The sequence below is a fragment of the Cyclobacterium qasimii M12-11B genome, from assembly GCF_000427295.1.
GTDB lineage: Bacteria > Bacteroidota > Bacteroidia > Cytophagales > Cyclobacteriaceae > Cyclobacterium > Cyclobacterium qasimii.
This window is the reverse complement of sequence record NZ_ATNM01000134.1, coordinates 1-13,340: the sequence shown is the minus strand read 5'-3', so window position 1 is coordinate 13,340 and position 13,340 is coordinate 1. Positions and strand designations below refer to the sequence as shown.

The 13,340-nt window shown below is 39.7% G+C and carries 13 protein-coding genes; 6 read left to right on the top strand and 7 right to left on the bottom strand.

What is annotated here, in order from left to right:
* Positions 1-53 precede the first annotated feature (53 nt).
* Both prmA and tpiA read right to left on the bottom strand, forming a co-directional pair.
* Positions 54-887: a 50S ribosomal protein L11 methyltransferase gene (gene prmA, locus ADICYQ_RS15825; protein WP_020890650.1), complete on the bottom strand. Its 834-nt coding sequence runs from the start codon at positions 885-887 to the stop codon at positions 54-56.
* 85 nt (positions 888-972) lie between these two features.
* Entirely contained in the window at positions 973-1,734 is a 762-nt protein-coding gene (tpiA, locus tag ADICYQ_RS15820; protein ID WP_020890649.1) for a triose-phosphate isomerase, read from the bottom strand.
* Between the two features lie 210 nt (positions 1,735-1,944).
* Between tpiA and ADICYQ_RS15815 the strand changes: the two genes are divergently transcribed.
* Positions 1,945-2,289 (top strand): regulatory protein RecX, encoded by a 345-nt coding sequence (locus ADICYQ_RS15815; protein WP_020890647.1) that lies wholly within the window; start codon positions 1,945-1,947, stop codon positions 2,287-2,289.
* 6 nt (positions 2,290-2,295) lie between these two features.
* Here the strand turns inward: ADICYQ_RS15815 and ADICYQ_RS29805 are convergent, their stop codons facing one another.
* Genes ADICYQ_RS29805 through ADICYQ_RS15795 form a run of 5 tightly spaced genes read right to left on the bottom strand, consistent with a single transcriptional unit; the run spans position 2,296 to position 6,704 of the window.
* Positions 2,296-2,475 (bottom strand): hypothetical protein, encoded by a 180-nt coding sequence (locus ADICYQ_RS29805; RefSeq protein WP_020890646.1) that lies wholly within the window; start codon positions 2,473-2,475, stop codon positions 2,296-2,298.
* A 32-nt stretch (positions 2,476-2,507) separates the two neighbouring features.
* Positions 2,508-2,945 carry an AlbA family DNA-binding domain-containing protein gene (locus ADICYQ_RS15810; RefSeq protein WP_020890645.1) on the bottom strand — a complete coding sequence of 146 codons (438 nt, stop codon included), beginning with the start codon at positions 2,943-2,945 and terminating at the stop codon, positions 2,508-2,510.
* 5 nt (positions 2,946-2,950) lie between these two features.
* The gene (locus tag ADICYQ_RS15805) at positions 2,951-3,391 is read right to left on the bottom strand and encodes a hypothetical protein (protein WP_020890644.1); all 441 of its coding nucleotides are present in this window, start codon (positions 3,389-3,391) and stop codon (positions 2,951-2,953) included.
* Positions 3,392-5,428, bottom strand: coding sequence for an excinuclease ABC subunit UvrB (uvrB, locus tag ADICYQ_RS15800; protein WP_020890643.1), 2,037 nt, complete (start codon positions 5,426-5,428; stop codon positions 3,392-3,394).
* 55 nt (positions 5,429-5,483) lie between these two features.
* A complete protein-coding gene (locus ADICYQ_RS15795) occupies positions 5,484-6,704 on the bottom strand; it encodes an Lnb N-terminal periplasmic domain-containing protein (protein ID WP_020890642.1) in 1,221 nt (406 codons plus the stop codon).
* A gap of 219 nt (positions 6,705-6,923) precedes the next feature.
* On the opposite strand from ADICYQ_RS15795, the gene ADICYQ_RS15790 reads away from it, so the two are divergent.
* The 5 genes from ADICYQ_RS15790 to ADICYQ_RS15770 all read left to right on the top strand — a co-directional run.
* Entirely contained in the window at positions 6,924-9,278 is a 2,355-nt protein-coding gene (locus ADICYQ_RS15790) for a hypothetical protein (RefSeq protein ID WP_020890641.1), read from the top strand.
* A gap of 374 nt (positions 9,279-9,652) precedes the next feature.
* Positions 9,653-10,225, top strand: coding sequence for a DUF6515 family protein (locus tag ADICYQ_RS15785; RefSeq protein WP_020890640.1), 573 nt, complete (start codon positions 9,653-9,655; stop codon positions 10,223-10,225).
* 184 nt (positions 10,226-10,409) lie between these two features.
* Positions 10,410-11,744: a sulfatase-like hydrolase/transferase gene (locus ADICYQ_RS15780; protein WP_051160253.1), complete on the top strand. Its 1,335-nt coding sequence runs from the start codon at positions 10,410-10,412 to the stop codon at positions 11,742-11,744.
* A 49-nt stretch (positions 11,745-11,793) separates the two neighbouring features.
* Complete coding sequence (locus ADICYQ_RS15775; RefSeq protein ID WP_040416669.1) at positions 11,794-12,981, top strand: MFS transporter; 1,188 nt, start codon at positions 11,794-11,796, stop codon at positions 12,979-12,981.
* A gap of 147 nt (positions 12,982-13,128) precedes the next feature.
* Positions 13,129-13,340, top strand: a 212-nt coding sequence (locus ADICYQ_RS15770; protein WP_040416666.1) for a GntT/GntP/DsdX family permease, incomplete at its 3' end; no start/stop codon positions are given.

Below are 13,340 nucleotides of genomic sequence, written 5' to 3'. Positions count from 1 at the left end.
CTATGGTTAAAACCTGTTATAGCAGTTCTATTTCCATAACGACCCATTTTAAATCAGGCTTTCTGAAACAATAGAGAGGTCCATTTATTGCGAATCTTTTGACCTATGGGTAGCAATCCATTTTCTTCTGCTTTTAGGCTAATATCAGCGATGTCAGTGTCGTAAAATCCACTCAGAAGTAGTTTACCACCTTGCAACAGTTTAGCTGCGTAAACCTCCATTTCATCCAACAATACATTTTTATTGATGTTGGCGAGAATAAGGTCATAGGCTTCCTCCATTTTTACTGACCTAATGTCACCTATCTGCATGGAAAGGTCATGAAAATCATTGATTTCAAAATTTTCGTTCCCATTTTCTACACTCCATTCATCTATATCAAAGGCAGTGACTTTACCAGCTCCCAGCTTCATGGCCATTATTGCCAATATTCCTGTTCCTGAGCCAGCATCCATTACTGTTTTTCCTTCATGGCTAATTTCATTTTGCCATTCGAGCATGAGGTGAGTCGTAGAATGATGCCCTGTCCCAAAAGACATTTTAGGATTAATGACAATCTCATGCCGGTGATCATCACCTCTGGAAGGATGGAAAGTAGCCCTCACATATACCATGTCCCCTACGGATATAGGATCGTAGTTTTTTTCCCAAGCCTCGTTCCAATTGATTTTGGCCAATACACCCTCTTCGATTTTAATCTCTGCTTCTTTTTGGTATTGGGTAATTACCCCTTGCCATAATTCTTCCACTTGATCTTCCTGAAGAATGTAGGCGTCAAAGCCAGTCGGGGTTTCCAAGAAGGAATCAAAGCCTATATTTGCCAATTCGGCCATCAGAATTTCTCTGTACTCTTCCTTACAGCTAATTTTAAATTCTAAGTATTCCATTGACGAAATGTGTTGATTTGAAAAATATAAAAGTGCCCGGGCATTTTACAGCCCGGGCAATTGTCCTCAATGTTAAGGATAGGGTTTAGAAAGATTTTGCGATATCTACAAAGTCTCTGGATTTTAATGAGGCACCACCTATTAATCCACCATCTACATCTGCTTTGGAGAAAATTTCCTTGGCATTGTCTGGTTTGCAGCTACCTCCATAAAGAATAGAAATCCCTTCAGCTACTGCTTTACCATATTTCGATGTAATGTGTTGACGGATGGCAGCATGCATTTCTTGTGCTTGATCAGAAGAAGCAGTTTTACCTGTTCCTATTGCCCATATTGGTTCGTAAGCGAGAACTAATTTTTTTACTTCGTCTTCACTAAATCCAAAAAGGCTTTCTGTAAGCTGTTTCTTTACATAATCTTCATGCGTTCCTGCTTCTCTGATTTCCAAAGGCTCTCCACAGCAGAAAATCGGAGTCAAATTATTTGAAAGCGCTTGTTTGGTTTTTTCTGTCAGTAATTCGTTGCTTTCATTGAAAATAGCCCTTCTTTCACTATGACCAATGATTACAAATTCAGCACCAAAAGAGGCCAACATAGCAGCAGAAGTTTCTCCTGTATAAGCACCAGCATCTTTGTCTGAGCAATTTTGAGCACCTAGAGCGATGGTGTCAACTCCTGCGATAAGTTTTTTAACCCCATGCAGGTGAACAAAAGGAGGATTCAAGATTACTTTAACGTCCTTAATTGGTTCATCATTTATCATGTTTACTATCTCAGAAGTAAGTTTTTGGCCTTCTTCAAGTAAGCAATTCATTTTCCAGTTACCAGCAACAATTTTTTTTCGCATGATATTTCTATTTAGATTTATATATTTGGTCAGGATTATCCCGTTAATATACCAAAAGTTAAAATTACGTAAAATGTCAGTTCCAGAAAAAGGAAATATGGATTCAGGTTCAAAAAGAAAAGTAGCTATTCTAAAGCATTAAAAAAAATAGCAGGTTATTGTGCGTATCAGGAACGGGCCATTTCTGAAGTTGTTTCCAAATTGGATGAAATGGAATTGGAGATGGGGGATGCAGAAAAGATTTTACAGACGCTCCAAGATCAGGATTTCATCAATGAAAAGCGATTTGTTGAAAGCTTCGTCAAGGGTAGGTTTAACCTGAAAAGATGGGGTAGAATCAGAATTCGTCAAGAGCTGAAGATGAGAGGTATTCCTAATCAATTGATTCAAGAAGGACTGGAGCTATTGGCTCCTGAGGAATACCAAGATACCCTACTACACCTTGCTGAAAGAAAATGGAAACTTACCAATGAAGAAAACTTGTACAAAAGGAAAACCAAGGTTGTCCGGTTTTTAGTTTTAGGGGTTTTGAACCGGACCTTGTATGGGAAGTAGTAGAAGCTATGAGTACAAATGATGCGCTTTAGTAATAAATTTGTCTTCAGACTCCTGTGGAATTATCTCTAAGACATTGGCCAGGACAAGTTTTACTAACGTTCTGGAAGCGATGTAAACGGGGATGCGGGCCATTGCCATGTATTCTCTCAGCGTTATATAAGGCTGTGTGGCCAAGGCTTTCATAAGCAACTCTTCCTTCTTTCCATATTTGAAAATTACATTTTTTGGGCTTTTTTTCGTTTCATGATTTCCCACATCTCCCGGCTGGCCTGTATACTTCTGTCGGCAACTCTCACATAGGCTTTTCTCTTTTTTTCTTCTAAAGTGAAATGAGGGGCATCCTTGCTTTTTAGAACCCTGTAAATTGCCACACCCTTTTTTTGATTGATCGCCAGGGTATTTCGCTCGACAACCATAGGTGGATGGATCAATTCTTTAATTGCTTTGTCCATCGCATATACCTCTTCCTCAATATAACGTTGCCCACTTACTGTACCGTCATCATCTACGCCTAAGAGTAAATAACCACCATCGGTGTTGGCCATCGCTATAATTTCTTTAACGATTTTCTCAGGGTGAGCCGCTTTCTTTTTGAATTCCACATGCAGGCCTTCTCCTTTTTGAGCTAGTTTTGTAATGTCCTGTAAGGTCATTTTCTTTAGTTTATCAAAAACGCCAGGCCGACCCTTAATCCAAGTGCCTGCCGTTGAATATAGTAGTCTGTAATACCTTCCAATCGGAGCCTGTAGGTTAGGTTGTAGGTATAACCAGCTCCAAGGCCAAGATCTGCGCCATTTCCCAGAAGTGCCCTCCCACGAAGGAATATAGGTTCTAACGGATAATACCTTAAGCCTGCAGTTACTTGATTGGGATGGTTGACATTGAACTCGTATCCCCCTGAAAAGGACAGCTGATGGCGATAGAAATAATTGACTTCCGCTCCAAATTGAGCTCTTTCAAGGATTTTGTCCAAATCTGTTCTTATTAAATCCATACCCGCACTTACCAGAAAGCTACCACCTGCCTGTTGGGCCTGTAAATTGGCAGTAATTAAAAGTATGAAAGTTGCTATTAGAAGAATGCCTTTTATAATTTTCATTTACTTGCCTACATTTATTATGTCCAGTCTTTTCTTTAATCCCATCCATTCGTCTCTCAACCTCGCTGCCTCCATAAAGTTTAATTCCTTGGCAGCTGCTTCCATTCTTTTTTGGGTTTGAATAATGAGCTTTTCGAGTTTTTCTCTACTTAAATATTGAATAACCGGATCCGCTGCTACGTCTATGTCTTCTGGGTTGTTCTCCACATATATCTTAGCGTTTTTCTTGCTGTCAGCAACTTTGGTCTGTCCCATGATCTTGTCATGTGATTTGATAACGGTTGTTGGCGTGATCCCGTGTTCTTCATTATAGGCCATCTGCCTGGCCCTTCTTCGATTGGTTTCATCTATGGATAAGCGCATGCTGTCGGTTGTTTTATCCGCATACATGATCACCTTTCCTTCTGAGTTTCTAGCAGCCCTACCTATGGTTTGTACCAGACTTTTTACGTTACGTAAAAAACCTTCCTTGTCAGCATCGAAAATTGCCACCAAGGCCACTTCTGGCAAGTCCAAACCCTCTCTCAAAAGGTTTACCCCAACTAAAACATCAAAAATCCCCAATCTGAGCTCTCTCAAAATCTCTACCCTGTCGAGTGGTTTGACTTCCGAGTGAATGTACCTTGATTTGACACCTACTTTAGCCAGGTACTTGTCCAGCTCTTCAGCCATTCTTTTGGTTAGTGTGGTAACCAAAACTCGGAAACCATTTTTTATCGTCTTGTCAATTTCGTCCAGCAAATCATCAATCTGATTGGCGCTGGGTCTTACCTCAATTACTGGATCTAAAAGACCTGTTGGACGGATAATCTGCTCGATTACCACACCTTCAGATTTATTTAGTTCATAATCCCCTGGCGTTGCACTAACATAGATTACCTGGCTTGTAAGGGCTTCGAATTCATCAAATTTTAGCGGTCGGTTGTCCAGTGCTGAAGGGAGCCTGAATCCGTAATCTACCAGATTGGTTTTTCTGGACCTGTCTCCTCCCCACATGGCTTTTACCTGGGGTAAGGTGGCATGGCTTTCATCGATGACCATTAAGAAGTCATCAGGGAAATAATCCAAAAGGCAGAAAGGTCGGGTGCCAGGTAGCCTTCTGTCGAAATACCTGGAATAATTTTCTACACCTGAGCAGTACCCAAGTTCCCTGATCATCTCCAGGTCAAACTCTGTTCTTTCCTTTAGTCTTTTGGCCTCCATTAATTTCATGTCTCGCTCAAATGCACCCACTTGAGCGACAAGGTCATCCTGGATTTCATGGATGGCTGTATCGATAACGTCTCTACCGGTTACAAATAGGTTGGCAGGGAAAATGGTGATTATCTTTTCGTCCGATAATTTTTTGCCGCTCTCAGGATCCACTCTTTGGATTGCTTCTATTTCATCTCCCCAGAAAAATATTCTATAGGCAAAATCTCCATAAGCCACAAAGATATCTACAGTGTCGCCTTTTACCCGGAAAGTTCCTCTTGTGAAGTCTCCTGAAGTTCTGCTGTAAAGAATTTCTACGAGCTTGAATAAAAACTGATTTCTTGGTATTCGGTCTCCTTCCTGAACTTTTATGACATTTTTACCAAACTCTTCCGGGTTTCCTATACCGTAAATACAGGATACAGAGGCGATCACAATAACGTCTCTCCTTCCAGAAAGCAAGGCAGAAGTGGCAGAAAGCCTAAGCTTTTCAATTTCTTCGTTGATAGCAAGGTCTTTTTCTATGTAGGTACTACTGGTGGGTATAAAAGCCTCTGGCTGATAATAGTCATAATAACTTATAAAAAACTCAACCGAATTGTCAGGGAAAAACTGCTTGAATTCTCCATACAATTGCGCAGCCAGGGTTTTGTTATGGCTCAGGACCAAAGTAGGCTTTTGAACCTGCTGAATCACGTTGGCAATGGTAAAGGTCTTGCCCGAACCAGTTACTCCCAACAATACTTGTGAGGGTTCATTCGCATTTACCCCTTCAACCAGTTTTTTAATTGCCTTAGGTTGGTCTCCAGTGGGAACATAATCTGAAATAATATTGAAGCTCATCTATTCTTTAATTATATACCTACAACGTCAGATGGGGGCTGAATAGTTTTAGCTATCAGGTTCTATTGTTTGAAATGTTAAACCGATCCAGGTTGTAATACAGGAAGTTTGTTCTAAGAATAATAATCAGTAGTAATGGCAGGATGCTTGGGTGAAAGGATTGAAAGCCCAGTATCCATACAATCAATGCTATATCAGCCAAAATCATTGCGGCTAATAATAACGTTCTTAAAATGGCTTTATTAGGTTTTCGGAACAATAAATAGGCGATATACAAATGACCGGGAAATGCCCAAAATAGGTTCCAGTTGTTTTTTGTTTGAGAGTGGGCAGTAAAAAACCAAAGGAAAATAATCAATATTCCAAGCAAGCCCAAAACAGTGAAAAAGGTTATATCAAAGCCTTTAAACAATCGCTTTTTCTTAAAACCTATAAATGTCAGTATACCTACCAATATGGCGAAGGCCCAAAAGATTACGTAAGGATTGATTAGGTTAATCCCTTCTCCCTTTGTTTCTGGGAAATCGTAAATCATGTTGTTTTGACTAACAAGAGGCCGCTCAGGACCATCGCCTATGATTGTGGCGCTTTCAAAAGCAGCTTCCAGGTAGTCAGGTAAAAATGCTTTTTCCGCTTCAGTTGCTTCTCTGTCTATAACTGCACCCAGGGCCAGGTCTATACCCAGATCAGACCAAGGAAGCGTGTAAACGTATTCATCGATCAGATTTCGAAACGTTTTACTCTCATTTTCAGTAGGATAATTCCATTTCAATGACTGTCCTAAAACAGTTTCCATCATGTCTGTGATCCTTGTAGTGCAATTGTCAAAAAAGAAATCGTACCTGTACTTTCTGTTTTCGGGTTGGTAATTGGTTTGTAAAAAGGCTACGATTTTTTGGCTTTGTTCTGGTGATAGGTTTAGCTCCTGCTCTCTAACATTTCGCTTGAAATAGTTGTATTCACGTAAAAAATTCTCCGTTGTGGTCAATGACAGTTGATAATCCAAGGTCCTTCGCATGAATTTTATGTAAAAGAAGGGGGTGTTAAAATCAAATGTTCCATAATTAAATACCAGGTCTTGCCCACTTTCCAGTTCTAAGATGCGTACAGCAGTGTGTCCGAAAGTGGAATAAAGTTCATCTCCTGGGTCACAGGTAAGCAAACTTATTTTGTACTGAGCGGCATTAGCAGGTAGGGTAAGTAGGACTCCAAGAACAAGAGAAAACCCTAGAAGGAGTAGTTTGCGAAAGGTGGACTTTTGAATTTCTAATTGCATAACTTTTAAAGCAGTATGGAAAGAGTTACCAGATTACCCCACAAATTTAAAGTAATATTTGGGTTATCCAGACATCCGTTTTTTTTAATGGGGAATCTTTAGAATGCTTGGTTGGGTTGGTTTAATGCGATATATAAAGGTGTGTTTTGTAGTTATGTTGATTATAAGTTTTGAAAAGTAAAGTAAAATCCCTATTTTAATTAATTATTCATTTTTATTATGGATATTTTTTATAGAATAGTGTTTTTTAATTATTTAAAATGGTTTTTATCGACCGGGCTTTTTGCTGCGCTATTTTTACTTGCTTGTTACCCTTCATTCGCGGCAATTCCACTAGACAACACCTGCTACAGAACGAGTTTACTCGATAATGGCATAGGAGACTGGGACGACCCTGCCACTTGGGATTGGTACAATGGAACTACTTGGGTTCCGGCCATTGACTACCCGAATCGAGACGCAAGGGTATTTATTGGTAGGAGAAATGAAGTGCGGCTGACCAAAAATGAGGAAGTAAACGCTTTATATCTTTTTGCGGAAACTATTGGGGGTGTTGACCCAGGACCTAAACTTAATTTGCAAACCAATGAATTGTGGGTGTTTGGGCAACTTCATAGTATTTCAGAAGATGATGAAGGATTTATTTTTTATAACGTCACTTCCGGAATCACAGACTGGATTTACCCGGAGACAGGAGTCATAGTTTTCAAAGGAGAAAGTCGAACTGTGGTTGATCGAAATTCATGGAGTGCCAATAATTCAAGTAGCCGTTTCGGAGTGATTTTCGATGCTGATCCCTCCGAAACTTTGGTAGTCAATGCAGCTTTTAAAGCCAATAGTTTTATTATTCGTAGCGGCACGGTATTGCAGACCGTAAATGAGGAGCAATCTCCTAGCTATACCTCAACATTTTCTTTTAATACACATGCAGATTTTGGAAGTCTTGATTATGGCGAGTTCAGGATAATGTCTGGAGCGAAGTTGATCTCTGAAGGTTCCAAAGCTTTCGATCAGATTATTCGAAGAACAATTTCCAAACCTGCAAGTTCATTTATTCTTGAAGAAGGAGCCAATCTGCTGCTTTTAGGAGAGGCTCCCGTTATTGATGCTGTAAATGTGCAGTTGGATGGGAATGTGACTTATGCGGGGGAAGGAGTTGACCAAGAATTTTTAGAAAGTAGCCTGACAACACCCGATACTGAGTTTATATACAATCACCTGTCTTTTACCGGAGTTGCAGAGAAAGTGCTACCTGCGGAATTAAAGGTAAGCGGTGATATGACATTTTTGGATGGAGGGAATGTGAATGGGGTAGCAACTCGGTTTATACCAGTTGGAGAAAAGGATCAGCAAATTGATATCCCCTCTTTTTCCCTGAATGAATTTGAAATGGAGAAGGCAACAGGAATGCTTTCCCTTCAAAACGACCTGAGCATTCTAAATACTTTTGACCAAATAGCAGGGGCCATTGATTTTTTAGGCAATTCATTGTTGCTTGATTTTGGGTCTTCGGGGGCCTACAATTATTCCAGTGGTGATTGGCTTAATTTGGATGAACTGGTTTATCAGAATCTCCCCACAGTTTTGGACGAGGGGAATGCCTTGTTTCCATTTTTTGACAGTGAGTTTGGCTTTCAACGGCATTTACTTTTAGAAGGCACACTTGCCGGATCTGGCAATAGCCTGGGGATTCGTCATGTAGAAAATCCTGGTGTAACTTATGATCCAGGATTTAATGATACGGATGGGAGCAGGGTCGTTTACCAGCTCAACAGCTATTTTGCAATTACTGGCACTGCTGGTGCTGCCCAAGAAGTTAATATTTGGGTGCTTTCGGATGATTTAGGGATACAAGATGTCAACCATTTACGGTTGACGGGAGATGGAGAAGCAGCTGCCGGTATACATGTTGCAGCACGTGATATTGGTGGTAAACTTTGGGCCGGCAGGGAACTGCCCTTAAATGAGTTGGTGAACAATGCTTTTGCGATTGCCAGCATTAGCGAGTTAAGTGTTTTGCCTTTGGAATGGTTGGATTTTGAAGCCTTGTTTCAGGGGGATGAAGTCCTGCTTTCTTGGGTCAATGACCCTAAATCCCCAACCCAATATACCGTTTTGAGGGCCCAGGGCCAAACAATGGAATTCGTTCCTGTAGGGGTTTTCTCTAGTGAAGATTTTGGGGTTGAATTGTCTTTTCAAGACCAGTTCTTTCCTGTAGATCAGGCTTACTGGTACTATCAGGTTAAAGCCGAGGATGTCGAGGGTGATCTGAGCTATAGTCCAGTGGTCAGGGTAAATAACCCCTTATTCGGCAATGCTGAGCTGCTCATTTATCCAAACCCTTATTATGGAGGCGAGATTCGTGTAGCTCTTTTTGGCTTACAACCCAAGCAGCGGATTGCCTACAGCATCTGGAATTCAGGCGGGAAATTGTTTTTGGAGGGATACCTTGAGGGAGCATCGGATAAAATCCAGTTAGAAGAAGGGTTGAAAGTCCTTCCCATCGGAAGCTACTTTATCCTGCTGAAATCCCAAAACAAATTGTTTCGGCTAAGGTGGTTAAAGGTTAATTAATTAGGTTTGATTACTGGGGTATTTTAAATAAAAAAGCTGGTAAAAAGATAAATTAATTGCTTAATAGCAGCATTAGAATTATGAAACTAATCTGGAAGAACAAAGGCTTGTTAGTAGTGGTTTATTTGATTATCTCTATGGTCCTAACCGCTTTGGTACTTGGAGTAATAAAAAGAAATTTTGGAGGTGCTAGTAGGTCGTATTGGCATCTCCCATTTAAAAATACAATTTAACATAAATTAAAAGGCGTTCTAGTGGTCATTAGAGCGCCTTTTTTGGGGTGAATTCCTCGTCAGGTCAATATTTGTTTTTCTATCCTATTAAACCATTTAACAAATCAATGGTCAAAACAGTATATTTAAAACCTATTGATTATGAAAAATGTTGTTAAAATATCCTGCATTTTGGTTTTCCTTTTCTTTATTTCTAGTGTCGAAAAGGTTGATGCACAAAGCTCAAGAAACGCAAAAAAAACTGTTGTCGTTAAGAAAGAGAGCAGACGGGTACCAAGTAAAAAAGTGGTTTACAAAAAACCGAATAGAAAAGTGGTAGCTGTTAGGTCTTTACCAAACCGAACAATCGTTAAACACAAAGAGGTAAATTATTACTATGCCAACAATAGGTTTTACACTTATTCAGGCGGAAGGTATATTTCAATAGCTCCCCAAAAGGGCTTTAGGATAAAATCATTGCCCGTTGGCTACATTAGAATAAACCATCCGAACAGAAATTATTTCTGGTTTAATGGTGTTTTTTATACCAATGTAGAAAATGCCTATGAAGTAGTTGAGCCTGAAATGGGAACGGTGATTTATGAGCTTCCAGAAAATTATGAGCGTGTAGAAATTGATGGTAATTCCTATTACGAATTCTCTAATGTGCTTTACGAGAAAATCCAGGTAAATGGAGAAAGGGCTTATGAGGTAATCGGATTTATAGATCAGTAAGTAGAATGTTTTATTATTAGAGAATTGAATATTGGGAATGATCGGTTAGATTTGGTTAAGAAGAGTAGTCTTTGGGATGAATGTCTCAGATTACTTTTGTATTAATTCGGATTTAGGGGCTAGTGTTTTTCCCCTAAATCCGATTTATAAGTTTAATTGGTGTCTAATGAACCTATTCCTTAATATGAAAATATTTCTTATCCTACTGGTAAACGTCTTGTTCTTTTCCTGTAATGGGAAAAATGAAACTTCTGAATTAGGGCCTAACATAGTTCTCATTATGGCAGATGACCTGGGTTATGGGGACATATCTTGCTATGGAAGTGCTACGATCAATACCCCTAATTTAGATTTACTAGCGGCCAATGGTGTTCTTTTTACAGATTTTCATTCTAATGGAGCTGTTTGTAGTCCCACTCGAGCAGCTTTAATGACAGGGCGATACCAGCAGCGTACTGGGGTGGAGGGTGTCGTTACAGCCAAAAGCCACAGGGAAGTAGGCCTAAGCCTGAATGAAATCACCATCGCAGAAGAATTAAAACAATACGGTTACACTACTGGCATGTTTGGCAAGTGGCATTTGGGATATGACAAGGGGTTCAACCCTACCTTGCAGGGATTTGATGAATTTACAGGTTTTGTGAGTGGAAACGTTGATTACCATGCACACATAGATCAGGAAGGCTATCTTGATTGGTGGCAAGGTGCTGAGATTGAAAATGAAGAGGGTTATTCTACTGACTTGATCACAGAAAATGGGGTGAAATTCATTCTTCGCAATGATCCTAAGAAGACTGACAAACCTTTCTTTCTTTATCTTCCTCATGAAGCGCCACATTCCCCTTATCAAAGACGGATTGATAAGATTTTAAGGGAAGTTGGTACTGCTGGAACGCAGGAGGTAATTGAGGACAGTATTTCGTCCATCTACAAAGAAATGGTTGAAGTAATGGATGAGGGTGTAGGTAAGATAGTGCAGTCCCTTAAAGAAACTGGACAGTACGAAAACACCATTTTAATCTTTATTTCAGACAATGGGGCAAATCATTTTGGCGACAATGGAGGCTTGAGAGGACATAAGGCAAGCCCCTATGAGGGAGGAAGTCGTGTCCCTGCTATTTTTAGTTATCCAGGTGTTATAAAAGATGGAAGCGTTAATGATCAAATTGTGCTTTCTATGGATCTGATGCCTACTTTATTAGATTTTATTGGCAAGAAGCCTGCTGCCAAAATAGACGGTGTGAGCATTAAAGAAAACTTACTGCAACAAACGAATCTGCCTAAAAGAGATGTGTTTTTTGCTTACGGGAACAAAAGCTTCATCCGAAGTGGGGATTGGAAGTTAATCTCGATTGATGGCAAAAATGGTAAGGATATTGAACTTTATAACTTATTGGATGATTTACAAGAGAAGAATGACCTAAGTGCAGATAAGCCAGCGTTGGCGGGTGAACTTTTAGGGAAACTTGAATCTTGGGCTATTGAAGTAAGGGACGGTGTAGATTTGGTAGCTAAATAATAGGCCAAATCGCGTACAACTCCCTTTATGGGAATGAATAAAATCACAATTGAGACATTCTAAGATAATTCTTCCAGTAATTGTTGTTGCGCAGTTCTGTTGTACCTCACTTTGGTTTGCAGGAAATGGTGTGATCAATGACCTTGTTACAAATTTTGATCTTGAAGGCAGTGCTTTGGGGCATTTGACCTCAGCGGTACAATTTGGTTTTATAATCGGCACTTTGGTTTTCGCTATTTTAACCATTGCAGATCGATTTTCACCCTCAAAAGTGTTTCTGGTAAGTGCTTTACTCGCTTCCTTGTTTAATTTAGGTGTGGTATGGGAAGGGAACAGCTTAATAAGTTTACTTACCCTTCGCTTTTTTACTGGTTTTTTTCTTGCTGGAATTTATCCAGTAGGGATGAAAATAGCTGCTGATTATTATGAGAAAGGGCTTGGTAAGTCACTGGGTTTCCTGGTTGGTGCTTTGGTAATTGGTACGGCTTTTCCTCATCTTCTTAAGGAGATGACTGGAGATTATCCATGGAAATATGTATTGGTGGCAACATCATCCCTTGCTGTAGTAGGCGGTTTACTAATGGTAGTTTTGGTGCCAAATGGTCCATTCAGAAAACAAGGTCAACGTGCAGAACCCACTGCCTTCTTTAAGGTGTTTCAAAATCGTGAATTTCGTTCGGTATCCTTCGGCTATTTTGGCCATATGTGGGAATTGTACACTTTTTGGGCTTTTGTGCCCATTATTTTAAAGAAGTACAGTTCTGAACATCCAGAAGTGCTTTTCAATGTTCCGGTTTTATCTTTCCTCATTATCGGAATTGGAGGTTTGGCTTGTGTGCTTAGTGGTGCTCTTGCACAAAGGGTAGGCGGCAAACGATTAGCCTTTATCTCATTATTGTTGTCAGGAATTTGCTGTCTTATTTCCCCTCTGGTTTTTGCAAGTGAATTTGAAAGTTTGTTTCTTGGCTTCCTTGTTTTTTGGGGAATTGTAGTCATTGCAGATTCACCATTATTGTCAACATTGGTAGCTCAAAATGCATCAGCAGAAATGAAAGGAACAGCCCTTACAATTGTAAATTGTTTGGGTTTTTCAATTTCTATACTAAGCATTCAGCTGATAACCGTGCTGATGACTTTTACGGATTCAAATGTTATTTATGTCCTTTTGGCCATTGGCCCTATTTTAGGATTGTTGGCTTTAAAAGGAGAAAATAAAACTAAGTTAGTGCTGAATTAATCCTTCTAAAACTTTCTGGTTTTCTTATAAGGGTGCTGACAGATTTGTCGAGAAAATGAAAGATTGAATTAATTATAGAAGTTTTTAATAGTGAAATAGGCATTTAGCAGAATATGCTGTAATTTTTGGTTTCGTTTAAAAACCACTATGACTTTTGTAATTGTCGCCACAAGTATTATACTCCTGGTTGCTTTGATCGTTTGGATCAAGGTTGAACCGTTTATTGCCTTTTTGATCACTTCCATTTTAGCGGGACTTTTGCTGGGAATACCACTGCCCGAAATATCAGGTTCTATTCAAACGGGAATTGGTAACCTAATGGGAGCCCTGGTAATCGTGATTGTTCTTGGGGCAATGCT